This window comes from Segatella baroniae B14 (assembly GCF_022024235.1).
Classification (GTDB): Bacteria; Bacteroidota; Bacteroidia; order Bacteroidales; family Bacteroidaceae; genus Prevotella; species Prevotella bryantii.
The window spans coordinates 2,313,773-2,338,547 of record NZ_CP091799.1 but is presented as its reverse complement, the minus strand read 5'-3'; the positions used below and the strand labels follow the sequence as shown (position 1 = coordinate 2,338,547).

19 protein-coding genes are annotated in these 24,775 nt (G+C 39.6%); 2 read left to right on the top strand and 17 right to left on the bottom strand.

The features are described 5' to 3' along the window. Window positions 1-70: 70 nt before the first annotated feature. From L6469_RS09845 to L6469_RS09790, 12 genes are all read right to left on the bottom strand, one after another. A complete protein-coding gene (locus L6469_RS09845) occupies window positions 71-2,569 on the bottom strand; it encodes a hypothetical protein (RefSeq protein WP_006281335.1) in 2,499 nt (832 codons plus the stop codon). 27 nt (window positions 2,570-2,596) lie between these two features. Next, window positions 2,597-3,040, bottom strand: a complete 444-nt coding sequence (locus L6469_RS09840; protein WP_006281336.1) for a Fur family transcriptional regulator — start codon at window positions 3,038-3,040, stop codon at window positions 2,597-2,599. 75 nt (window positions 3,041-3,115) lie between these two features. Next, complete coding sequence (locus L6469_RS09835; RefSeq protein ID WP_006281337.1) at window positions 3,116-3,538, bottom strand: acyl-CoA thioesterase; 423 nt, start codon at window positions 3,536-3,538, stop codon at window positions 3,116-3,118. A 3-nt stretch (window positions 3,539-3,541) separates the two neighbouring features. After that, on the bottom strand, window positions 3,542-4,159 hold the full coding sequence (locus L6469_RS09830; RefSeq protein ID WP_006281338.1) for a LolA family protein: 618 nt from the start codon (window positions 4,157-4,159) through the stop codon (window positions 3,542-3,544). 43 nt (window positions 4,160-4,202) lie between these two features. After that, complete coding sequence (gene fabG, locus L6469_RS09825; RefSeq protein ID WP_006281339.1) at window positions 4,203-4,931, bottom strand: 3-oxoacyl-ACP reductase FabG; 729 nt, start codon at window positions 4,929-4,931, stop codon at window positions 4,203-4,205. Between the two features lie 4 nt (window positions 4,932-4,935). Continuing rightward, entirely contained in the window at window positions 4,936-6,423 is a 1,488-nt protein-coding gene (locus L6469_RS09820) for a phytoene desaturase family protein (RefSeq protein ID WP_006281340.1), read from the bottom strand. Between the two features lie 9 nt (window positions 6,424-6,432). Further along, the gene (locus L6469_RS09815) at window positions 6,433-8,922 is read right to left on the bottom strand and encodes an MMPL family transporter (RefSeq protein ID WP_027453106.1); all 2,490 of its coding nucleotides are present in this window, start codon (window positions 8,920-8,922) and stop codon (window positions 6,433-6,435) included. After that, window positions 8,919-9,287 carry a beta-hydroxyacyl-ACP dehydratase gene (locus tag L6469_RS09810; protein WP_006282186.1) on the bottom strand — a complete coding sequence of 123 codons (369 nt, stop codon included), beginning with the start codon at window positions 9,285-9,287 and terminating at the stop codon, window positions 8,919-8,921. The genes L6469_RS09815 and L6469_RS09810 overlap by 4 nt, the downstream gene beginning before the upstream one ends. Further along, window positions 9,287-9,712, bottom strand: a complete 426-nt coding sequence (locus L6469_RS09805; protein WP_006282187.1) for a hypothetical protein — start codon at window positions 9,710-9,712, stop codon at window positions 9,287-9,289. Before L6469_RS09805 ends, L6469_RS09810 begins: the two co-directional genes overlap by 1 nt. Further along, complete coding sequence (locus L6469_RS09800; RefSeq protein ID WP_006282188.1) at window positions 9,713-9,958, bottom strand: acyl carrier protein; 246 nt, start codon at window positions 9,956-9,958, stop codon at window positions 9,713-9,715. Between the two features lie 45 nt (window positions 9,959-10,003). Then, on the bottom strand, window positions 10,004-11,224 hold the full coding sequence (locus tag L6469_RS09795; RefSeq protein WP_006282189.1) for a beta-ketoacyl-[acyl-carrier-protein] synthase family protein: 1,221 nt from the start codon (window positions 11,222-11,224) through the stop codon (window positions 10,004-10,006). Window positions 11,225-11,290: 66 nt separating this feature from the next. Further along, window positions 11,291-12,427, bottom strand: coding sequence for a hypothetical protein (locus L6469_RS09790; protein ID WP_006282190.1), 1,137 nt, complete (start codon window positions 12,425-12,427; stop codon window positions 11,291-11,293). Between the two features lie 331 nt (window positions 12,428-12,758). Here L6469_RS09790 and L6469_RS09785 point away from each other — a divergent pair, with 331 nt between their 5' ends. Continuing rightward, window positions 12,759-14,948, top strand: coding sequence for a glutamine synthetase III (locus L6469_RS09785; protein WP_006282191.1), 2,190 nt, complete (start codon window positions 12,759-12,761; stop codon window positions 14,946-14,948). 129 nt (window positions 14,949-15,077) lie between these two features. On the opposite strand, the gene L6469_RS09780 is transcribed toward L6469_RS09785, so the two are convergent. Then, window positions 15,078-17,021: an alpha-L-arabinofuranosidase C-terminal domain-containing protein gene (locus tag L6469_RS09780; RefSeq protein WP_006282192.1), complete on the bottom strand. Its 1,944-nt coding sequence runs from the start codon at window positions 17,019-17,021 to the stop codon at window positions 15,078-15,080. Window positions 17,022-17,139: 118 nt separating this feature from the next. Continuing rightward, a complete protein-coding gene (locus L6469_RS09775; protein ID WP_006282193.1) occupies window positions 17,140-20,334 on the bottom strand; it encodes a glycoside hydrolase family 2 TIM barrel-domain containing protein in 3,195 nt (1,064 codons plus the stop codon). A gap of 174 nt (window positions 20,335-20,508) precedes the next feature. On the opposite strand from L6469_RS09775, the gene L6469_RS09770 reads away from it, so the two are divergent. Next, window positions 20,509-21,498, top strand: a complete 990-nt coding sequence (locus L6469_RS09770) for a YqiA/YcfP family alpha/beta fold hydrolase (RefSeq protein WP_027453109.1) — start codon at window positions 20,509-20,511, stop codon at window positions 21,496-21,498. On the opposite strand, the gene L6469_RS09765 is transcribed toward L6469_RS09770, so the two are convergent. From L6469_RS09765 to L6469_RS09755, 3 genes are all read right to left on the bottom strand, one after another. Further along, a complete protein-coding gene (locus tag L6469_RS09765; RefSeq protein ID WP_006282195.1) occupies window positions 21,467-23,740 on the bottom strand; it encodes a DUF5703 domain-containing protein in 2,274 nt (757 codons plus the stop codon). The two genes, L6469_RS09770 and L6469_RS09765, sit on opposite strands and share 32 nt — an antisense overlap. 50 nt (window positions 23,741-23,790) lie before the next feature. Further along, window positions 23,791-24,354 (bottom strand): RNA polymerase sigma factor, encoded by a 564-nt coding sequence (locus L6469_RS09760; RefSeq protein WP_006282196.1) that lies wholly within the window; start codon window positions 24,352-24,354, stop codon window positions 23,791-23,793. Between the two features lie 121 nt (window positions 24,355-24,475). Further along, complete coding sequence (locus tag L6469_RS09755; protein WP_027453112.1) at window positions 24,476-24,706, bottom strand: hypothetical protein; 231 nt, start codon at window positions 24,704-24,706, stop codon at window positions 24,476-24,478. Window positions 24,707-24,775 lie beyond the last annotated feature (69 nt).

Below are 24,775 nucleotides of genomic sequence, written 5' to 3'. Positions count from 1 at the left end.
CAACGCTTAGCATGTCGAGGGCTATTTTGTTTAAATTCAAAAGTACCCAAAGGGTGTATTACGATGAATATTATTTCAAATAGAAATTAAAAGAACGTACGAGTGATACACCATCTTCTTCAGCTTTTACCTTGACGGTAAACAACTGATTGTGAGCATTGTTTTTTACTACTAGTTTTTTACCTTTAACAGTAGCTATTCCCTCGCCATCAGCTTGTACTATTGTATAAACTGGCTTTTTGTATCCACGGAAATAAGTTGCTAAGTCTATTTTCGCTTTACCATCAATCTGGAAATTTGGTTCTGCTATCCAATTAAGATATTCCTCAAGATTAGTAAAATGATTACCACTCTTATCACCATTATTATCAGCTACAGTAGGATTAGTACCATACGCCTTTTCCCACCAATCTGGCATACCGTCTTGATCTGAATCCCAACCAGCAGGACGAGAAGCTGTTATTATATTCAAGCCTTCAAAACCTTCAGAATCGCTCTCACGGTCTATCAAACCTTTCTTGTGAGTATAGTGACCTTCTGTAGAAGTTTTACCCTGTAATGTTTCGTCTATCATACGGACATCATGGTTATCAAGTTCAGGCATATTACAACCTACATCAGACAATACATTTTTATAAGCAGCCTCAGCTGATTCTACTTTTGCTAATGAAGGGAAGAAAGGATGATTACGGAAGACTTCCCAATCAACCTTCTGCTTATTCTTCGTACGAATCTTCTGCAATGCTGTTTGATCAGTTGTCTTGGTTTGGTCGAGGTTCTCACGAATATTACCACTCATATAATAGCTCTGAGAGCCTCCTCCTGTACCTTCAAGATCTGCACAGAGCAGGATAGGCTGTGTAGTGGCAGGTCCCATCTTATAGTAGTTGCCTACGAAATTTACCTCGTGCGCTCCACCATCGGTAGCCCGTGATCCCCAATTGTAACATACATTATTAAAGAGATCAAGATGACCAGCATACTTACCATCGAGCAATCCACCACCCATACTCCAGTTTCGACCATTATTATGAGCCAAGAGGTTATGATGATAAGAAGCTACACCTTCTGGTGAACCTCCACCTATTGTAGCAGCATAACCATGTTCTACATAACGGTTACTCTGCTCCACATAGTGACTATGTCCTGCAAAGTTTAACTCTTCGGATATCAAAGTATGCTGTAATGTAAGATTCTGCGAATTTCGACTAGAAAAGCCTTCATCAATAGCCCATCCGATAGAACAATGGTCCATGATAGAATGATTGTTGCCTGCCATTCCCATACCATCCATCGTGTTCAAATTGGCACCAGTACCAGTCCACTGATCTCCACCACCTAGACGAAGACGAATAAAACGGGTTATACCATCGTTGGCCACACCGAGAGCTTTCGAACGGAACAAGATACCACGACCTGGAGCTGTCTGTCCTGCTATCGTTACAAAAGGGGCATTAACAGCCAATCGACTATTCAATGTAATAACACCGGCCACATCAAAAACAATAGTACGTGGACCATTAACATGGGTAACACCATAACGGAATGTACCTGGTTTATCTTCATCTGATAGAGAAGTTACGTGATACACATCACCACCACGGCCACCAATAGCATACTTACCGTAACCTTCAGCACCAGGGAAAGCTATACGACGAGGTTGGAACATCCAAACCTGTCCTTGGGTAGTTTTGCCTTCTTTGGTTACATCAATACGCCAATAATATTTCTGCATGGGTGACAAGCCTGTCAAATCGTAAGAGGTTGCTGTGGCTGATAAACGAATATTCGTTCCACCACCATGCTCTAATACTTGCTTATCAGTTGCCCAATACAATTGTTGTGAATCTGCTCCATTTACAGCAGCTTTCCATTGCAAATGAGCCGTTCCACCATCAGCATCTGCATGAACATCATTATTTGCTGGGAATGGAGAAGATACCATGTTGTCTGCATTAGGAACATCCAATTCCAAAGAATTTATATAAAAATCAGTAGTACAACTATACTCTATGGTAGCAGTGGTACCCGTAAAAGTGACATACGATTTTGCTGATGATACACGTGTAGCCTCGCGATTACTCTGTGGGATAGAAGCGACTTTCTTACCATTTACGGCAACTTGTATATCAGAAAGATTGGTCAATCCATCTGTGTTATTATGGTAAGCCTGCAAAGAATGTTCACCTTCTGGCAATCCCTTGATGATAACAGTAATAGAACGCTTTCCTGCTTCAACTCCGTCCACATGAATACCATCATTTACCAAACGGTCTTTAGCTATCTGTCCTTTATACCATCCTGTACGTACTGAATGATTTTTAGACGTATTCTTGATGCATACTTCTACCTGACCATAGTTTCGACTATCCGTAGCATTAGGGGGTAATTCAGGAAGCATCCAACTCGTAAAACCATCTGCAGAAACTTCCGCAGTACGTCTTCTACTCTGATCCAAATCAAAATACTGAGCCTGTGCACCTAAAGCTGCCATAAAGCATAAACCAAAACCAAACGCACGCTTAGTTATCCCCAAAGAGATACGATTGTTTTGAATAGATTTTTTCATCTTTGATAGTTGTTTTTAATTCGTTTATCAAGACTTTATGCTTCTCAAAGCCCTTTTACGAGCACACGATGGACATAAGCCTTTCATCATATAGTTTATAGAATTCTTTTCAAATCCCTGAGGAAGCTGAACTTGAGGTATTGGCGTATCCTCAAAACAAAAGATTTTACGACACCCCTCACAATAAAAATGGACGTGTTCATCATCATCGCTGTCCTCACTATGACTAAAACAAACTTCATATTTAACATTTCCATTGCCATCTTCCATATCATGTACAAGATGATTTTCACGAAATAAAGCTAATGTTCTGGAAATATTCGATTTATCTATCGTAACAATGGCTTCTTCTATTTCTTTGAGAGACATCGGATACTTGGCAACAGCAAGCGCTCTTAAAATAATTATTCGATTAGCTGTTGGTTTGATGCCATGCAGTTGCAACAGATTACCATATTGTGATTCTTCCATGCTTATCAATACTCATTAATGACATGCCAAAGTTACAATTTTTTATAAAACAGCAAAAAAAATATCTGACCAAAATTATTTAGTCAGATATTTCTTTTGCCATGCCTTATAATAGTCTGGTTTATCTATCATCAGTTGGCCCTGAGGATCAATAAAAAGCTGAGTGGTTGTGGCTTTAATGCAAAGTTCATGATCGCTTTCACGATAGATTTCATAACGATAATCCAATCGAGCACCACGCTTATGAACATAATGCGTATGAATTTCGGCTACATCATTAATACGAAGAGAGGCAAAATATTTAATATGCATATCATATATTGGTGCATAAATGCCCGCTTCTTGCATTGTCGCATAACCGATACCCTCATAATGACGTCCAAAAGACTCTCGACCATCTTCGAGATAAGCAACGTAAGAGCCATGCCAAGCAACACACATAGAATCGATCTCGCTAAACTTGACTCTTACTTTGCAGATATCTTCTAAATCCTGCATCGCTTAAGGATTAAAGACTTTATCATTTACACTGCCTCCAAAACGGAAACCTGTGAAAGCATACTTGGTATAACCACCACGACGGTCTTTCATGCTCAGACTAACAAGAGCGTTAGTAGACTTGTTGATAACCAACTCAAAAGAACTAAACATCATACGACGCTTCTCTTTTGCGTTTGCTGCAACTGGCACAATGGTTACTAATACATTGTGACCAGACTGAGCTACTGATACGCCAGAGAGTTTAGATATATCAGACTTACCACCTGAAAGCACACTATAAAAAACTGACTTGAAGGTAGCAAACTGAGCACTAATCTTACTGTTAGCAACATGTTTACGACCCTTCATGACCATTGTAAAGGTATTGCCATTCATAACCAACTGATCCTTACCGCCATTCACAGAAATACAGACCTTATCAGGATCTTTCATATACAAAGAACCTGTAGCAGTAGTATTCTTGGTCAAAGCAGCATTATGCTGGGTCATCGTTACATTTGCGGTTGCAGTCTTTGCACTTTTAAATTTGGCTACAGCCTGAGTAAATGCTGCTTCCTGTGCGAAAGTAGCTGTTACTGCCATCATAGAAAGCAGCACAAACAAAACAATCTTTTTCATTTTCTTAAATACTTAAACTAATATTATTGATATATACTTAAAATTAAGTATAAAGTCCACCATTGATAGAGATTACGTTACCTGTGATGTAACCTGCCTCTGGTGATGCCAAATATCCTACAAGACTAGCCACTTCCTCTGGTTTACCAAATCGGTTAGCAGGTATCGTCTTCTTCAACGCAGCCTCATCTAGACCATCTACCATATCTGTCTTGATAAAACCTGGAGCTATGGCATTAACCGTAATATTACGACGAGCTACTTCCTGAGCCAAAGCTTTTGTAGCTCCAATAATACCACCCTTTGCTGCAGAATAGTTAGTCTGACCAGGAAGACCTTTCAAACCACTCAAACTTGCCATATTTATGATACGGCCAAACTTATGAAGCTGCATGGCTGGAAGAATGGGTTGTGTTACGTTGTAGAAACCATTTAAAGTAATCTGAAGCACGGTAGTCCAGTCTTCAGCTGGCATCAAAGCCATCAAGTTATCACGACGAATACCAGCATTATTAACCAACACTTCGATATATTCATCAGGATGAGCTTGCTGCCAAGCCTCGATAGCACCACGAGTCTGCTCTAAATTACTTACATCAAACTTGAGCAATTCTCCATCTTGACCTTCCTGACGTACCAGCTCGAGTGTTTCCTCTGCTGCATCTGTCTTATTCACATAATTTACAAGGATATGATATCCCATCTGTGCAAGGCGTACACATGCTGCACGACCTATACCACGGCTTCCGCCGGTTACTAATGCGTATTTCATTTTCTTATTGATTGAGTTTCTTATATATTGTTTCTTTACCTAAAATCTCTGCACATGTCATCAAGGCTGTCATCGTTACACCATGTATACCATGGACCATCAAACTTTGACCTGTTAGCAAAAGATTGGGAACAGGGGTACGAGGTGACAACGTAGTCAACATCGGATTATTGTAATCTTTTCGAAGACCATAAGCAGACCCTTGCGATGTAAGGGTATAATCGCGATAAGTTAATGGACTGCTAGTATACACTTCGCTGATCTTCCCTGATAAGCCAGGAATAACACGTTCAGCTAAAGCAATACATTCCTTGATCTTTTGGGTCATCAATTGCTGATACCCTTCCCCACGTCGACCTACCTTGCTATCAGCCCATTCTTCACACTGACTCCATAACATAGGAGTAAGCAAATCTATCTGCCGAGCATACTTTTCGCCATTTTCTGGAACACGACAACTAATCATGACACCTCTTACTGGACCTTTCTTCTGATAGAAATCCCAAACATCAGGCTGATCATAAACAAACTGATTATAGTTGAAATATTCTACACTTTCTGGCTGAAGAACGATTGATGCCGTAAACATACCAAAAGTATTTTCCATTCGACAGATACGTCTCCGGAATATCTTCTTAATATATTGGCTTTCTTGAATCATGTCAAAAGTAACTGCAGGATGAACATCGCTGACAAAGAGATCTCCTTCAAAGCATCGACCATCCTTACATATCGCAGTTACAATCTTCCCGTCTTTCTCTACTAATTGTTCTACCTCTGCCTTACAGAAGATTTCTCCACCATTAGCTTTAATATCACGAAGCAACGCATCCACTATCAGATTACCATCACCTTTTAAGCGCCAGCTACTGGCAATATAACTGCCATTGCAATGAGCAAAGGTAAATAAAGGAAGCGTTTCCTTCCGAAGTTCCAACTTTAAAGAGCTACCTGAAAGGATATTAATTAATAGTTCGTTATGAATAATTTCATGCAGATAATCCCAAGCACCTGTGGTAAACATAGGTGATCCGACAGGAGAATTGACCATATCTGCATGAGAGCCAAATAGTCCTTCAAACTGATCACGGTCGCTGCGCTGAAGCATTTCTACATATTTTTGCAAACCCTCTCTTTCCTCTGGAAAGTCTGAAGCTAACTGCTCTACAAAAGCTTGATATCCCTCAGCATAACAATAAGTACGTTCACCGATGGTAATACGGTCAAAACCATCCGCATCCAAACGTTTCCAAGGTAAATTCAACAAGCCCAACATCTTGAAAGGCTTATACAAAGCCTGTCCTTCTGCCAAACCTCCCACATAATGAAGACCTGTGTCAAAAGACAGACCTTTACGATTATAACTCTGCAAACAGCCTCCAGGTTGCACTTCTCTTTCGAGAAGCACTACTTTTTTTCCTTCTTCTGAGAGGATATGAGCACACTCCAAGGCACCCAGTCCACTTCCTATGATAACAACGTCGTATTTCACGCTTACGGGTTATTGCTTTTCTTTACGAGAAATGAATTTAAATAAAGCCGGTTGAAGAACATAGGCTAAGACAACTGCCGATACCAAACCTACAAGTGTTGAGAAACCTACAGATTTGATAGCTGGGTGAGAAGCCAAAAGCATAGAACTAACCGTGATGACCAAAATAAAGGCACTGAAGAAAATCGCAGACTTATGAAGTCCAAGCAATTTTTTATTTTCCTTACCTCCAATCAATCCATTCATGACAAAGATACTATAATCTACGCCAATACCAAAAATAAATGTAGAAATAATGATATTGATAAGATTAAACTTCATATCAAAAATATCCATAGCACCCAAAACGATAAGCCAACTTAAAATAATTGGCATAAATCCTAAGAGCGTATATTTGATATTGAAACGGAAGCTGAACAATAATACAACGAAGACAAATGCCATTGATATCCATTGCAGTATGTTGAAGTCACTATTCAACTTCATCAATGTATCCTGAGTATAGTAACTCGTATCCAATACGAGCATATTCGGCTCATTGGCTATAGCATCACAAATACGCATATAATCACTGTTGGCTCCTACTTCCGAATTTTTGTCGTACTTCACAGAAGTAAACAGTAAATACTGTCCTGCATATGTTTTCTCCATCAATGTAGACTGATAACCAGCAGGAATAATTCCTGATTTGTATAAAGGATCTGGCTCATAGTCTGCCTCTACAGCCTCGAAAAATGGTTCGAAGGCATCTGTGCTAAAGCCGACCTGAGGGGCTGTCATCGCAACCAACTGACGTACTTTTCCTACTCTGCTTGGAGTCCAGAATTTCTTCCAGGCATCAATACGCTGTTGTTGTACCTTCTCTGATACAAAGATCTGGTTTGTGCTTGTATAGCCTTTAACCAGCCCCAGTTTCTGAAGTGAATCTAACTTATGTTGAAGTGCATCAAAATGCTCTATAGCTTCCTCCATTGTTTTACCAGAACTGGCAAAATATGTAGAGTGAATGGCCGATTCTGTCTTCTGTGTCTGTAAGTTTTCAGAATAAACTACCTCAGGAGAACGATAGCCCAGATTATTCATATCTGAATCAAACTGAGTACCATGTATCGCATAAGCGACTACACAAATTAACGTAACCACAATAATACCTGCAAGAAGTGGCTTTTTTTGGTCAAACGGATAAGCATTAATACGATCGATAAAACCAAAAGCTTTCTTGTTGATACGGTTTACCTTATCATCAAGTAATTGTGGCAAGAATATTAAACTAAAAAACGTAGTGCCTGAAATAGCAAATGCTGCAAACAGTCCAAAATCTTTCAACAGGTCGGTATTGATAAAAATAAGTCCCATGAAAGAACCTATTGTTGTCAGACAACCCAAAAGAACAGGTACTGTCTCATCTCGCAACACTTTTTCCGGATCATTGACATACTTATAATGCGTCAGCACATGAAGTACATAACTCATAGCTACGCCAAGAACAATAGCACCAATACCTAAAGCCAACAAAGAGAACTGTCCCTCTATAAAATACATCATAGCTAGTCCAAAGACTGCACCAAATGCCACTGGCAATATTAGTAATGGCAAAGTATCCCAATTGCGGAAACAAATGAAAATAAATGCCAACACAAAAATAAAGGATCCAAAAACAGTAGTAGTTAAATCCTTCTTTATGGTAGAGGAGTTATAGTAGCCACTAGCAGGAGTGCCATGATAGACTATTTTCACTTCAGGATGTGAAGTTTTAAATTTCTCTATTTGCTGGTTAAGCATCTCAAACATAGCAGACCCCTGTCCCGTATTCGTAGCAGAATATTTCGGTGTTATAAAAGCAATACACACAGAGGAATCTGGTACAAAGAAATGTTCATCAATTGTCTTATAACTGCCTGCAGAACCCGCCATAAGAGGAGCCATCTGCTTCATTAAGACACTTCGGATACCTACAGGATCCATCTGAATTAACTCAGGAAAAGATGAACCAAAACTCCCTGTCATATCCTCCCGATTGGTAATCATCTGTTTATTAAAATGTTCAACAGTGAGCATCGAGTCGATATGTGCATACACTGCAGTATCAATATATGCAGGGAAATGTTCCTGCATATAATCTACAGCATCAAACATCACATCCTCAGGTATATTATAAAACACATCACCTATAACCTGTTCGCCCTTAGGGCGCTTGGCATCCTGAGCATTCAGAGAATCTACAAAAGCATCACAGGCTCTGGCGATTTTTTGAGGAGTAGCTCCTTTTTGCCCTTCAAACAACAGGAAAGTTTTATCCTTAATTCGAAGGCTGGAAAAAGCTAATTTTGTAGTACCATCAGCATTCTTAGATGATGGCATCAACTTGTTAATATCTTCTTCAAGGTTTATTCTAGAAGCAAAAAAGCCGAAGAAAATAAACAAGAAAATCATCGAAGCCCAAAAGATAGGTCGATGATTATGAAAATATTTATAGATCTTTATAACAAGTTCGGTCATATCATTTCACCCTTGAAATCCATATATTGCTGCTGAGCATCAGCAATACTGGCCAATACCTTTACACTCGATTCACCTTCTTCAACATGAACCGTAACATCCAATGTAGGACAGACTGAAGGAGAAGCTACTGCTGTAAGACGGCAGCGGTCGAGCTTATTCATCACCAACTTTCTGCCGACTACCTGCATCACGCATTCCTTTATCATCTCTATATTGCAGACACCTGGAGATACAGGATTACCAGGGAAATGCCCCTGATATACATCGCACTCAGGCAACAGCTCTACATGGAATACGATATTATTATCCTTTTCTTCGCGACTTACTACACGATAGAACTTATTGAGTAATAGCATATCCATTATTTTTCTTCGTCAATATAGATTTTCATTTGTGTATCAGCAACCTTCTCGTCACCTACATATGTTTCACCCATAATGATGGTAACACCCTGTACTGTAGCACCCATAGTTATAGTCGTCTTCATGACATCACCAACAGATGGTCGATGATAACAATGAAAACGTTTGATTTCACCTATATAGCCTACAGGAGGTTCTGTAGCCCCTTCTGCCAGTGCACGATATCCAGCAAAAGCAGATGCTGACTGAGCTATATGCTCAATCATACCAGGCTCAGCCATCTTACCATCTTCCTCTATAAAATAATTGTCGACCTTGACAGTAAGGATGGCAACAGCATTGTCACCATCCACACTATCTAATCGGTCGACCATCATTATAGGATTGCGCTGAGGAATAAGCGCCTTGATATCTTCTGTAATCATTTATTTTTCAACATGACTATCAAGATAGTCGTAAAGATCGTTGAATGTATCAATCTTACGAAGATCCTCTACAGGAATCTTCAATTTGTAAGTATACTGAATAACTGCTACAAGGTCAACAAGACTCAAGCTGTCAAGATTCAAAGTATCCTTCAAATTTGCTTCAGGAGCAAATGTGCTTTCTTCTACTTCGAACTCCTCAGCCAATACAGAATTAACCTGCTTTACAATGTCTTCACGTGTCATAATAATTTTCTTTTTAGTTTATTTTATCTATCGTAAATACAATAATTATAAATTCTTCACTACAAGAGTAGAATTAGTACCACCAAAGCCGAATGAGTTAGAGAGGAACATATCGAAATGCTGTTCGATGGTTTCTGGAATTACATTTACTGCAGCTGTCTCTTCATCTGGATTTTCAAAGTTGATATTACCTGCAATAAAGTCATTTTTCATCATCAACATGGAATAAATCATCTCACTAGCTCCTGCCATCCACATCTCATGACCTGTCTGACTCTTGGTAGAAGTAACTGGCACCTTATAATCACCGAAGATGTCAGCAATTGCTAATGCTTCACGACCGTCACCTGCATGAGTAGATGTAGCATGTGCATTAACATAACCGATCTGACGTGGATCAAGACCACCATTCTTCAAACAAAGCTCCAAAGAACGAGTTGGACCAGCTACATTAGGAGTAGAAATATGATCACCATTACCTGAAAATCCCCATGACATCACTTCACCAAGGATTGGTGCACCACGTTTTACAGCTGACTCGTAGTCTTCCAAAATAACAGTAGCTGCACCACCACCAGGAACCAAACCGTTACGGTCTCTATCGAATGGGCGACTAGCCTTAGTAGGCTCATCCTCACGAGTAGAGAAAGCCTGAATACCATCGAAAGATGCTACACTGTACATATTAGCTTCCTGAGCACCACCACAGATTACATAATCCTGCAAACCCTGACTAATCAACATGGCTGCCAAACCAATAGCTTGAGAACTCGATGCACAAGCTGCAGAGGTTGTCAAGTTGATACCACGCAATTTGAACAGGCAAGCAAGATTCATTGTAACAGTAGAGTTCATTGATTGGAAAATAGCTCCACTACCACAAGCTGAAGTATCCTTAAACTCACGGAACTTATCGAGTGCATGCATTGTTGCCTCAGCAACAGAGTCATTACCATAAATGATACCAACCTCATGTGCATCGATAAAATCCTGATCCATCTTGGCGTTTTCTAAAGCATCCTTAGTTGCCATATAAGCATACTGAGCTTCTTCTGGCATAAACTGACGCATATTACGCTTGACGAAAGGCTTCAAGTCTGGTACCTTGATATCAGCACAAAGAGCAGAACGGAATCCTGCATCTTTACGTTCCTGACTAAAAATGATACCACTTTTTCCCTGATACAGAGAATCTTTTACTTCATCCAAGGTTGTACCCAGGCAAGACCAAATGCCCATACCTGTAATTACTACTCTTCTTTTCATATTTATCATCTCCTGCGTTTTGAAGACTTTTATCTTCAGCACTACAGATTAATAGCTATATATATTTTATTGAATACTCTTTTTATAACAACGTCTTCTCTTGATAATGGATGGACCAAGTGGTTTCCATTGTGAGAGCTCTTTCACGTTATCCTCAAGTTGGGGACCAGTTTCTGCAAATTTAAATCCTAACTTATTATATTTAGGTATTAAATCATCAAAAAGTAAAGCATTTACACCCAATCCCTGCAAATCTGGCCGAACTGCTATCAACAAGAGTTCTACAGTGTCTTCTCTTTTCCATTTCAAGCTCTTCAGTAAATGATACCATCCCAATGGAAACAATTTACCATTTGCTTTTTGCAAAGCATGAGAAAGAGAACCAATCGTTACTGCAGCTGCAACGATTTCACCCTTATTGTTTACTACCATCGGAAGCAAATCCAAATTTAGCAATGGCAGATATTTGTCTACGAATTCATCAGCCTGCTCTTCTGTCATTTTTGAAAAGCCAAATAATGGAGAGTAAGCTGCGTTCAATAATTCAAATAATTTATGACCAATATTTTCCTGGACGAATTGCTTTTTAGTAACGCATTTAACTTGCAGACCAAACATTTCTCCAGACAATTTTGATACGCGAGCATACTTGGCTGGTACTTCCTTGGGAACATCTACCCGAATAGAAACCCAGTCAACTGCTTTTTCGTATCCTAAAGCCTCCATATGCTCTGGATAATAAGCATAATTATAGTAGGTAACCATCGAACTTAATTTATCGAAATCTTCCACAAGCATACCTTCTTTATCAAAATCGGTTATACCCAATGGACCTTCGACATTATCCATACCATGATTCCTACCCCAGTTTTCCACTGCTTTCAATAAAGCTTCAGAAACCTGACGGTCGTCTACAAAATCGAAATAGGCAAAACGCACTGTTTTCTTATTCCATTTTTCATTGGCATGGTGATTGATGATACCAACAATTCGGCCTACTACTTTATCATCCCGATAAGCTACAAAGCCCTGTAAATCTGTAAATGCCAACCCCGAATTCTTTTTCGGATCGAACATATTTCTCATATCCATATCCATGTCAGGTACATACTGTTTACAATCAGCATAAAGCACCTTAGGAAAAGCGATGAAATCATTCTCCTCCTGCTTGGTATGGATAGGAATTACTTTAATCATTCCCATATTGGGTGCAAAATTACGTAATATAATTGAAATCACAATATTCTAAAACTCTTAATTATTGGTCTTATTAAGAATTTTTAAGTATATTAATATCATAACTGTTACAGAAATTAATGAGGCGGAAATTCTCAATTAGTCCACCTGATTTCATATGTTTACTGCTAAAATTGACAAAATGTACACAAATATAACGATATCAAATAAAAAGAGCAAGTCATAACTAGATTTTTCCTACAAAAGCCGTACGTTTTATAACATTTTTCATTACTTTTGCACACAAAATGAGGCTTAAAGAAAATAATAGCAAACTAAACAACATATAAAAGCAAAAATGGCAAACTTAAGATTTGAGGCTGTAGCCGAAGCCGCTAAGAAAAGGCCAGTCGATGTAAGAGTCCCTATTGAGAGACCTTCTGAGTACTTTGGTAAGTATGTTTTCAACCGACAGAAAATGTACAAGTATCTGCCTTCAGACATTTACGCCAAACTGGTCGATGTAATGGATAATGGTGCTCGATTAGACCGTAGCATTGCCAATGCTGTAGCAGAAGGTATGCGACAGTGGGCTATAGAAAATGGTGTAACACACTATACGCACTGGTTCCAGCCTTTAACCGAAGGTACTGCCGAAAAGCATGATGCTTTCGTAGAACATGATGGAAAAGGCGGTATGATTGAAGAATTTTCAGGAAAACTACTTGTTCAGCAGGAACCTGACGCTTCTTCTTTCCCTAACGGTGGTATCCGTAATACATTTGAAGCACGTGGTTATTCTGCTTGGGATCCTACATCTCCTGTCTTTATCATTGACGATACACTTTGTATCCCTACTATCTTCATTTCGTATACTGGTGAAGCACTCGACTATAAGTCTCCATTGCTTCGCGCTCTCCACGCTGTTAATGTTGCAGCTACTGATGTTTGTCACTATTTTGATCCATCTATCAAGAGTGTACATGCTAATTTAGGATGGGAACAAGAATATTTTCTCATTGATTCTGCCTTGTATTCTGCTCGTCCTGACCTGATTCTTACAGGTAGAACGCTGATGGGACATGATTCTGCTAAAAACCAGCAGATGGACGACCATTATTTTGGTACAATCCCAGAGCGAGTTCAGGCCTTTATGAAAGAATTGGAAATCCGCTCTCTTGAATTGGGTATTCCTTGCAAGACTCGCCACAACGAGGTTGCTCCTGGCCAGTTTGAGTTGGCTCCTATTTTCGAAGAATGTAACTTGGCTATCGACCATAATATGCTTCTCATGGGGCTCATGAAAAAAGTGGCTCATAAACATGGGCTTCATGTTTTGCTCCATGAAAAACCTTTTGAGGGCATCAATGGTAGCGGTAAGCATAACAACTGGAGTTTAACCACTGATAATGGTATTCTCCTCTATAAAAGTGGTTCTACTCCAGAAGAGAATCTTCGTTTCGTTGTTTTCATTGTCGAAACATTGATGGCCGTTTACAAGCATAATGGTTTGCTTAAGGCTTCTGCTATGAGTGCTTCTAACTCTCACCGTTTGGGTGCAAACGAAGCTCCACCTGCTATTATTTCTTCTTTCCTCGGTAAGCAGTTGACTGAACTTCTTGACCATGTAGAGAAGGCTGATAAGAAAGCCTTATTTGATGTGGCCGACAAGAAAGGTGTTCAGTTGGATATTCCTGAAATTCCTGAATTGTTCATTGATAATACCGACCGTAACCGTACATCTCCTTTTGCCTTCACTGGTAACCGTTTTGAATTCCGTGCTGTAGGTTCTGAGGCTAACTGTGCTGCTTCTATGATTGTATTAAATACGGCAATGGCCGAAGCTCTCACTAACTTCAAAACACGTGTCGATGCACTTATTGCGAAAGGTGCTGACAAGAAAGCTGCTATTATCGATGTTCTCCGTGAGGATATCAAGACGAGCAAACCAATTCGTTTCGATGGTAATGGTTACAGCGATGAATGGAAGGAAGAAGCTAAAAAGCGTGGTCTCGACTGTGAATCATCTTGCCCTCTATGCTTCGATAACTATTTGCACGAAGACAGCGTTAAGATGTTCGAAGACTTCAATGTACTTCACAGAAATGAGCTCGAGGCTCGTAATGAGGTGAAATGGGAAACTTATACCAAGAAGATTCAAATTGAGGCTCGTACCATGGGCGATATTGCCATGAACCATATCATTCCTGTAGCTACACACTATCAAAGTCAGTTGGCTAAAAACGTACAGAGCATGATGGAAATCTTTGGTAGAGAAGAAGGTGAAAAACTTACCTCTCGTAATATCAAGATTATTAAGGAGATTGCTGAACGTACAGAGAAGATCGAAACCTTCGTAGAGGAATTGGTCAATGCTCGAAAGGTGGCTAACAAGATTGAAAGTGAACGTGAGAAAGCCATTGCTTACCACGACACAATAGCACCAAAGATGGAAGAAATCCGTTATGAGATTGACAAACTCGAGCTCATAGTTTCAGATGAGCTTTGGACACTTCCTAAATATCGTGAAATGTTATTCCTCGACTAATTTATTTGAAAAGTATTATACCAAAAGGTTCAGCAGAATAGTCTACTGAACCTTTTTCCGTATATATGAAAAAGGGGAACCTTCTATCTGCAGAAGGACTCCCCAAATTATGGTTTTATATAACTTGATTTAGAAACGATATACAACAAAAGACTTAGCTGGAATGGTTATATTAACCACATTGTCTGAAACATCAAGTGAAGATTCCACTGGCTTCACAGCATCCTTATTTTTCAAGGTATTCTCAGCATGCAGATCATTGGCATGTAAAGTAATGACCTTCGCACTCTTCACATTCTTAGCTCCCTTCAGATTTAAAGCTATAGTCTTATCCTCACCGACAGCATTCGCAATCTTTACGATGTAATTCTTAGTTGGAGCATCATATACTGCTGAAGCATAGAGACCATCCTCACCTTTGACGACTTGATCATTTTCTGTTAGTTTCAATACATGAGTACCTCGATTCGTACCGTAGAGCATCTGTACATACCAGTTAGCACTGCGTACAGAATTTAAATTATCAAACCAGATCAAATCTGGACGCCACTGCCATCCCTCTACATGAGCGAACAAAGGAGCATAGGTAGCCTGATAAACAACATCTGCATTACGTTCCAAACCCGTCATGAAAGCTGCTTCAGAAAGAGCAGCCTCCCATGAGTTCGGATCACCCTTAGCATGAGCTGCATATTCTCCTGCAAAGACTTTAGGACCCTTACGGTCGTAATTATCATAACGACCTGCATTCTTGAAGAACCAGTCTGGCGACATATAATAATGTTCGTCAACCAAGTCAACCCCTAATTTACGCATTTCTTTCCATCCATAATCAAACTTATCGCCATCAGCAGAAGGACCACTTGAACCACAAATCTTGATATTTGGATATTTTGCACGAATCTGCTTGACGAACTCTGCCAGGCGAACTGGATACATCTCACCCCACTGCTCATTACCAACACCAATCTGCTTCAGATGAAATGGTTTTGGGTGCCCCATATCAGCACGGAGTTTACCCCATTTACTCGTAACTGGACCATTGCAGAATTCTATCAGGTCAAGCGCATCATCGATATACGGTTGCAGGTCTTTCAGAGCTACATGCGCATTTACATCCTGATCTTTATTCTGATACTGGCAAGCCAAACCTACACTAACTACTGGTAATGGCTCAGCACCAATCTTCTCAGACAAAAGGAAGTACTCATAAAAGCCCATACCATAAGTCTGATAATAATTAGGATACATACGATGAGGGAATGTATAATTCCATCGATTTTCGTTCAATGGTCGATTTTCTACGTTACCTACACTGTTTTTCCATTGATAACGTGTTTCCAAATCTGTTCCTTCTACGATACATCCACCAGGGAAACGGAAGATACCAGGATGTAAATCTTCCAGATCTTTTACCAAGTCTGCACGCATACCATTCCAGTTATCTTCCGGGAACAAAGATACATGGTCTAAATCGACGGCATCACCAGACATCAGGAAGATTCGCATTAAACCTTTCTGCTGTGTTTTATTTGAAGTCAGTGTGGCTGTATATTTAGTCCATTTATTGGCAGTTACAACGATGGTATCACGACTGATTGGTACATTATTTTCACCTACCAGCTCTACACGAAAACGAGCTTTTTTACCTTGAAGATTGTTAAGACGGGCATAAACAGAGAACTCATACTTCATGCCTTTCTTAAGCCCCATGCCAAAGAAGCCACGATTTTCCAAACCTGTAAATTTCTGATTATGACCAGCATTCGATAATGTAACATAATGTGGATTACGTTCGAAAGCTGGTTTCACATCATTAACGGAAACATTTCCAAAGGTATTCCACCCCATTAGACGATCAGGAAATTCAAAACTTCTGTTTTCCACCATTTCAGCATACAGACCACCATCTGCGCCAAAGTTGATATCCTCAAAGAAGATACCATACATTGTTGGTTGAATTTTCGCACCAAGTTTATTAGCTTGTACAGTAAATTGATGTGTCTGAGCACTTGCTGGCAATGCTGACATTGCAGCAAGAAGCAATGCTGATAGCAATTTAGGTTTTTTCATATTGACTAATTATTTATTCTTTAGGTTATTTGCAAGGCAAAGTTATTGATTTTATCAAAAAAAGAGGTGGACATTATACGCTATGAAGTGGATAATATCCCCTCTTTTTTTCTTTTTATTATAAAATAGGAGTCAGAACAAAACTAAACTGATAATCTGCAGCTGGAACACGATAAGGTTTCAAAGGCCAAGCACCCCAACTATTAGTACCACCTACACCCATCTGCACCTTATCAATGCAAATATTCGTGTATACAGATTTCTTCACCTCGTAACTATGTCTCTGCTGTTTATCAAGGCCTTCATCCAAATCTGCAATATTATAATGTAAAGCAGACATATCGCCGATACGCTGATCTACTGGAGTAAACAGCAAACCGACACCATTAGCATCTGTCTGCTTCCACCATCCGATATCAGTTTTGGTTCCAGTTTCTTGTGGACGAATATAAGGGAAGAACTGGTCATCAGTATTCTGTTTCCAGGTTCCCATACGCATACATTCCTTGCGATCATTATAATTTTCGATAGGGCCTCTACCGTAGTATTCTATCTGACTCATCTGGTAAGGCATATTCATCACCATACCAAAACGGAACATATCACTTACCTTTTCTTCAGGTGTCATCACCAGCTGTTCTGATACCGTTATTTTTCCATTTGGAGCAATGCGATAAGTCATCTCTAAACGTGCCTTTACTTCTGGCATTTCATAAGATGCACGTACCAAAGCCTGTTTTACACCTTCCGATTTTTCTATCGTTACATCAAGTGCTTTCAGATTAAACTGAGGATTCTTCCAAGCTGCAAATTTCTTCTGCATACCTGCACCCATATCATTATCGGTTACAGCACGCCAGAAGTTAGGCTTCAAACTACCGTCTTTACCCAATAAGTCTTTACCTTTTACTTGATATTGCGCCAACCAACCTGTTTTTTTGTCGAAGGCAATAGTAGCTTCATCACTCTTGAAAGTGAGTAAGTTGCTCTTATCATCCTTCACAACTTTTATCTTACCGGTTCCTACACTATTAGCAGAAGCTATTGCTATCTTTTGCTTTTCTATTTCCAATTGGCGATAAGCGATAACCTGACCTACTTTCATCAAAGGTTCAGATTTCTTGAGTTTGAAGTCGATATTCAGATAACTATCGTGTCCATCCTCCACCTGATATGGCAAAGTTAGTTCCACAGTCTGTTGAGGAGCTATTTTCAGATCGGCTACCGTTCCTTCTTTTACTATATGACCGTCTACCAAAAGTTGCCAATCCATCTTGACATTCTTCAAATCTTTGAAGAAATTCTCATTGTATACACGTATCTTACCCTGCTTAGCATCTACGGCCTCAGCCCAGATATTCTGATACTGATAAGCCAACTCGTAAGCATGAGGATTCAGTTGACGATCAGGACCTATAATACCATTACAGTTAAAGTTGTTATCACTGGCATCATAGCGATTATAGTCACCACCATAAGTATACTTTATCTTATTCAGTTCGCTATATGGCGTCTTTTCATCTACCTGTATACTCATTGGCTTAACAATTTCACGATGTAAGCCTTGATCTACAAAATCCCAGTCGAAACCACCCTGAAACTTCGGATATTTGCGTATCAACTTCCAGTATTCAGCCAAATTACCACCAGAGTTACCCATGGTATGATTATATTCACACTGAATCAATGGGCGAGTACGTTTCTCATCTTTAGCATAATTTTCGCAAGCATCCACTGGGAAATACATTGGACAGAATATATCTGTAGCTTTTCGATCCATACCAGCCTGCTCGTACTGCACTGGTCTCGAGTTATCCTGAGATTTAATCCAGTCATAAGCATCTTCAAAGTTCTTGCTATAACGAGTTTCATTACCCAAGCTCCATACGATAATGCTTGGATGATTATAGTACATAGACACATTATGCTGATTTCGCTCTAAGATCTGCTTCGCAAACATAGGTTTACCAGAAGGAGCATCATCACCATAACCGAAACCATGACTTTCTTGATTGGCCTCTGCGACAATATACAGACCATACTGATCGCACAATTCATACCAGATAGGGTCATCAGGATAATGGCAGGTTCTTACCGCATTAATATTCAGACGTTTCATAATCTGAATATCCTGTATCATTCGTTCACGACTTACCACATATCCTCCATCTGGGTCCATCTCATGACGGTCTGCACCCTTAATCAAAATAGGTTGACCATTGACGAGCAACTGTGAATTTTTAATTTCTACCTTACGGAAGCCCACTTTCACTGCTGTTGTCTCATAAGAAACCTGAGGTTTAGCTGGGTCATTAAGACTAACTTGCAGGGTATACAAAGTAGGAGTTTCTGCAGACCACTTCTGAGGATCAGCCACCTTAAATTCGGTTTTTATCTCTCCCACTTTAGCATAATTTATCTGTTTTGCCTCTACTAATTTTCCTGAAGGGTCAAAAAGACGTACAGTAACCGCAGCCTTACCTTTTACTTGCATAGCTACCTGTAGCGTACCATCCTTATAGTCATTGATCAAATCAGGTACGATACGAATATCAGAAAGTTGATTTTGCTTATTCTTGGCATAGAGATAACAGTCACGAGCTACACCCGAAAGACGCCAGAAGTCTTGATCCTCATCGTAGCTACCATCACACCAGCGGAATGTCTGAAAAGCGATCACATTCTCACCTTTCTTCAAATAAGGTGTAATATCAAATTCTGCAGCTACCTTACTATCCTCGGTATAGCCTACATATTTGCCATTAACCCACAGATACATATTTGATGTCACAGAACCAAAGTGAGCAATAACCTGTTTGCCATCCCAATTCTCTGGAATCTTAATGATACGTCGATAACTGCCCACATGATTATCCTTAACCGGCACTTCAGGAGGATTATTCTGAAAATGACCTCTCCAACCAAAACCGATATTCACATATTCAGGATCACCATAGCCATTCATTTCCCAGAGTCCGGGTATTGGGAATGTTTTCCATGAAGAATCATCAAAATCAGTTTTCCAGAAATCAGTTGGCCTCTGGTCGGCATTAGCCACCCAGTTAAATTTCCAGTCACCCTCTAAAGAGCAATAATTGGCCGATGCCTTCATATCGCCTTTCAGCGCTTTTTCAGCTGACTCATACGTAAAGAAGTTTGTATGAAGCAGATAGCGGTTAACCTCATTAACTTGCAAGTCGTGCCATTCAGTAAACGTTGGTTGTAATGTTTTTGGTGTTTTAGACTTAGCAGCACATGCTGGAGATACAGACATCGCTGCCAAGCATAAAGCGATAACCTGATTTGGTTTCATAAAGTTTAATTTAAGTTAGTTATTAGATTTTTACAAAGATAATTATTTTTTTGTGAAGTAATCTGTGTAAAGTGTACTTTTTACTATTTTTATTATTTTAAAGATTGAAGTTTGGTCATAATGATGGTATTGGTTATATTTGCAATATCAACAGTTTTAATGATATTACACAAAATGGAAAATCCTTATATCAAGCAATATCCTGATCTCATGTCAGGCAAAAAGGTTATGTATGTACATGGTTTTATGTCATCCGCTCAATCGGGGACGGTCAAATTGCTACAGGACTGTATGCCGAATGCACAGGTTATTGCCGAAGATTTACCGCTTCATCCTGAAGAGGCAATGCAGTTGCTTAAAAATCTCTGTGACACAGAAAAGCCCGATCTTATCATCGGTTCTTCTATGGGTGGTATGTTTACCGAAATGCTTTACGGATACGATCGTATCTTGACTAACCCGGCTTTTCGCATGGGCGATACGATGTCGAGCAGTACAGGTAAACAGGTTTTTCAGAATCCGCGAAAAGACGGTGTACAGGAATTCATGGTAACCAAGGGATTGATTAAGGAGTACAAGGATATTACCGAACATTGTTTCGAGGGAATCAACGAAGAAGAGAAACAGCATGTATATGGTCTCTTTGGTGATCATGATCCTATTGTCCACACTTACGATCTTTTTCTGGAGCATTATCCTCATGCCATTAAGTTTCATGGTGAGCATCGTCTCATAGATAAAGTGGTGCACCATTATCTCATACCAGTGATTCGATGGATAGACGATAAGCAGAATGGTAAGGAGCGACCTATCGTATACATTGCTTACGATGCCCTGCACGATGCCTTTGACAATGCTACATCAAGCATGCATAAAGCCTACGAAATGTTGTTGGAATACTATCAAGTATATATTGTAGCTTCTGCACCAACTAACCAGCATGACTATATCACCAAGGTACAGACTTGGGTAGAAGACTATTTGTCAGCACCAGCCTTCAACCATATTATCTTCACCAATCAGAAAAATCTGCTGTATGGAGACTATATGATTGATCCGCTACCCGATGATAATTTCATGGGTACCAACATTCAGTATGGTAGCGATGAATTTAAGACTTGGGAAGAAATTATTACTTTCTTTGAAAGGTTGGGGGGACAATAATATCCTTTTCTCTTGACTTCGGATACACTTTCAATTCTACAATTTTTCCTTGGTTCAAAGTAGCTTCTACTGTTGTCTGCTTTGAACCATGTAGTTTAAAGTGTACATTCCAATCCTGAGGCCAAGCTGGGAATATATATATTTTGTCGCCACTTTCTTGCAATAGCATTTCTTGCATACCGATCATACCACTTCCTCCCCAGTTATGGTCGGGTGTCCAGTCATGACCAGGGCCCCAGAAAGCAGGAAAACGATAAGGTCCGTTTTTCATTTTCTCGGTATTCCAATAAGCAGCATCCTCTGTAAGTCCTAAGTCTGCTGCCCATATATTGGCTTGCTCCCAACTCACAATACCTTTAAACTTCTTGACATACGGATCATATTTCCAAGTATTAATAGCAATATCAAGACTATCCTTGCCAACTCCAAAAAGACGCCAAGGATATACAGGATAAAGCATCGTTGGTTCTACATTGTTCACTCGGGCCCACACCTGTGCAGGTGCGATAACCTGATGCCCATCTACTTCACGATAAGATATATCGGGCCATTGCTTCAAATATGCCTGATATTTTTTTATTTCTGTAGAATCTGCATGATGTAGCTGCAGATAACTCAAAAGACTTTGGGTTACTACTTTTAATCCTGCTACCGTAGACGAAGGATTATAAGCCATCTTAAAGGTTTCACCACCCGAACCTGGATAGATAATCAGTTTACCGTTCTGATCAACTTGTTTATTACCAAGTTTCTTGGCTATATAACGATAATGCTGGTCAAAGAAAACGAGAGATGATTTAATCCATGGGATATAAGCAGAAATATCCATACCGCCATAGCTTTCTGCTTCGAGAGCCATCTGACAGAACTCTAACACCGTATCCCAAGTATATTCCAACCACGCATTGTACTCCATACCTGGATCGAAATCTACGGGACGCTTCAAGCCGTATTCATCATGCTCTGGTAATCCGAAATTCTCGATTTGTTCGGTGAAAGCAGCTCCTTCATGATTCCAGTATACCTGACTACGCAATTCTGCATTCTTAAGGATACGAACATAAAAATCGAGTTGACTCTTCAGGGCATCATAATCGCCACTCTTCAACATGGGCCAATATACCAATCGCTGATTTTGGGCTGTATGCGTACCACCTCCCCATCGACGATAATCAGGGGTATAAGTCGATTTAGCATCTACATAATGTGGTTCAAAGGTAAACAGACCTCCATTAAATTTTGTAGGCCATTGTCCATGGGCATTACAGCCTAACATATAGCGAAACAGCGTATAGTTGCGAGTGATTTCTTCGGCCTTGCCTTGACCTTCTATGCAACTGCGATTCCACCAGGCATTCCACCATTTAATGGTATTCTTAAAGTCTTGTTTGGCTTGAATGCTTTTGCTCGTTTGCTGCACCTTAGCCTTCCACTGTGCTACCGTACCCTGCACATCTGCCAGCACAATATCCAAGGAATACTGGCGAAGCGCTTGCTTGGCAGTATAGCGCCATCCCTGATAATCTACTTGCTGATATACACCTTGATAAGTACCTTGAAAAGTAAACTGAGGAGCAGACAGTTTTCCACCAAATATCAAGCGGCCTAACGGATTATACATTTGCGGTATATAAGCATTGAGCTTCTGCTGAACAGCAGTTGCATCAAAAACGGTACTATCTGGATTTTGATGATAGAAAGTGAGTTCACTCGGTTTAACCTCAAACTGATCTTGATGGGTCATACACCCTTTAGGAACTCTGAATTTATAAGAAGACTGGAAGCACTCACCCTTACCGATAGCACGGTCATGATGGCGCCAACTTTCAAAGTTACAGGTAACACTACCTTTTTGCTCCAACTGTACTTCAACATGAATTACCGGTTTGAAGACATCTACCCATAGGGTAACACGCTGGCTACCATCATCCACCACCATATAGCCATCTTTTAATACAAGACGCTGGGTAAAAGAAGCATTCGATTGAAATTTATGAGGCAGCTGAATACGGAAACGACCAACTTTCAATAAGGTATTATTCTCGTCAAAATGTCCACTACGATTTACATAAAACAGCAAATCACCATTTTCCACCCATACATTCATACCAATACAGCCTCCGCCTACAGGCATAGACTCAGACGAATTCAAACTTGGCTTATGCCATACGAAGTCAGCAGGAAGAGCATATCCCAACAAGCTACAACCTATCAGGTATACCAAGAAAAAAAGTTTCTTCATTTCACATTATTCTTGTCAAACTTACCATTCTATGATAACAACCTGATCTATTACAAGGCTGCAGCACGTAATTTCAACATGCCTCTATGCACAAGATTACGCACAGAATGATAATTCATATTCATGATTTGGCAAATTTCATCATACTTTTTCTCATCAAGATAATAAAGTTGCAAAGCCTCACGCTGACGTGGAGTCAATGCCTCCATCAAATAAGCCACTTTATTCTTTTGATGTAATGATTTTTCCTCTTCAAGATAATCGGTTTCTACATCAACTACCGACTTTCTTTTATCCGCACAATCCAAGTCTACAGATGCATTATAAGACACTTTACGAAACTCATCTACCAGACGGTTACGCAAAGATATTACTAAATAAGAACTTAAACGCTTAACAGCAGGAGATTGGCGTTTATCGAGTAAACGAATAAAAACATCTTGTATACAGTCTTTCACTAACTCTACATCTGATGTTAGGCAACACCCGTAGTTCAGCATTAACTGAATATACATATCATACAAGTCAGAAAAAGCAGAAGCGTTTCCTTCTTGATAGGCTTGTAGTAATTCTAAAGCCCGCTGATCTTTGTCAATAATAGTAGAATTCGTCATTTAGGTAAGTTGTATAGGTTTGTTTGTTGATTGCAAAATTACGTAAATGACGTATGAATGGCATGCAAAATCAGATATAAAAGTGGTAAAAATCGGTATTTACCTACTTTTTTATCCCATTTTAGACTTCTAAAGCTACTTTTATGCGTTTTTTTAAGGCTATCAATTCTTCTTGAGGTATGCAACATTCTTCTTCATCCAAATGGAGCAAAATCTGCTTAGCTTCATCAATATCCTCCTGCGTTGGATGTAAATGAGAAGAATATTGAATATCTCTTGGCATCAGATTTCCATCCAAAATGGATTTAAGGAATTGTGGATCTGCTAATAGATTATACACGTTTTCGGTCATAACAATCTCTCTATTTATATGTCTCTACTATATATTGTATAGATAAGACGTACGAATCAAAAAAATGTC

Excerpts from the sequence above, each read along its gene's own strand:
- L6469_RS09790 (WP_006282190.1), bottom strand. The coding sequence starts at position 12,427 with ATGGGAATGATTAAAGTAATTCCTATCCATACCAAGCAGGAGGAGAAT.
- L6469_RS09830 (WP_006281338.1), bottom strand. The coding sequence starts at position 4,159 with ATGAAAAAGATTGTTTTGTTTGTGCTGCTTTCTATGATGGCAGTAACA.
- L6469_RS09840 (WP_006281336.1), bottom strand. The coding sequence starts at position 3,040 with ATGGAAGAATCACAATATGGTAATCTGTTGCAACTGCATGGCATCAAA.
- L6469_RS09760 (WP_006282196.1), bottom strand. The coding sequence starts at position 24,354 with ATGACGAATTCTACTATTATTGACAAAGATCAGCGGGCTTTAGAATTA.
- L6469_RS09815 (WP_027453106.1), bottom strand. The coding sequence starts at position 8,922 with ATGACCGAACTTGTTATAAAGATCTATAAATATTTTCATAATCATCGA.
- L6469_RS09835 (WP_006281337.1), bottom strand. The coding sequence starts at position 3,538 with ATGCAGGATTTAGAAGATATCTGCAAAGTAAGAGTCAAGTTTAGCGAG.
- L6469_RS09755 (WP_027453112.1), bottom strand. The coding sequence starts at position 24,706 with ATGACCGAAAACGTGTATAATCTATTAGCAGATCCACAATTCCTTAAA.
- L6469_RS09770 (WP_027453109.1), top strand. The coding sequence starts at position 20,509 with ATGGAAAATCCTTATATCAAGCAATATCCTGATCTCATGTCAGGCAAA.
- L6469_RS09785 (WP_006282191.1), top strand. The coding sequence starts at position 12,759 with ATGGCAAACTTAAGATTTGAGGCTGTAGCCGAAGCCGCTAAGAAAAGG.
- L6469_RS09805 (WP_006282187.1), bottom strand. The coding sequence starts at position 9,712 with ATGATTACAGAAGATATCAAGGCGCTTATTCCTCAGCGCAATCCTATA.
- L6469_RS09845 (WP_006281335.1), bottom strand. The coding sequence starts at position 2,569 with ATGAAAAAATCTATTCAAAACAATCGTATCTCTTTGGGGATAACTAAG.
- L6469_RS09800 (WP_006282188.1), bottom strand. The coding sequence starts at position 9,958 with ATGACACGTGAAGACATTGTAAAGCAGGTTAATTCTGTATTGGCTGAG.
- L6469_RS09765 (WP_006282195.1), bottom strand. The coding sequence starts at position 23,740 with ATGAAGAAACTTTTTTTCTTGGTATACCTGATAGGTTGTAGCTTGTTG.
- fabG (WP_006281339.1), bottom strand. The coding sequence starts at position 4,931 with ATGAAATACGCATTAGTAACCGGCGGAAGCCGTGGTATAGGTCGTGCA.
- L6469_RS09780 (WP_006282192.1), bottom strand. The coding sequence starts at position 17,021 with ATGAAAAAACCTAAATTGCTATCAGCATTGCTTCTTGCTGCAATGTCA.
- L6469_RS09795 (WP_006282189.1), bottom strand. The coding sequence starts at position 11,224 with ATGAAAAGAAGAGTAGTAATTACAGGTATGGGCATTTGGTCTTGCCTG.
- L6469_RS09775 (WP_006282193.1), bottom strand. The coding sequence starts at position 20,334 with ATGAAACCAAATCAGGTTATCGCTTTATGCTTGGCAGCGATGTCTGTA.
- L6469_RS09810 (WP_006282186.1), bottom strand. The coding sequence starts at position 9,287 with ATGGATATGCTATTACTCAATAAGTTCTATCGTGTAGTAAGTCGCGAA.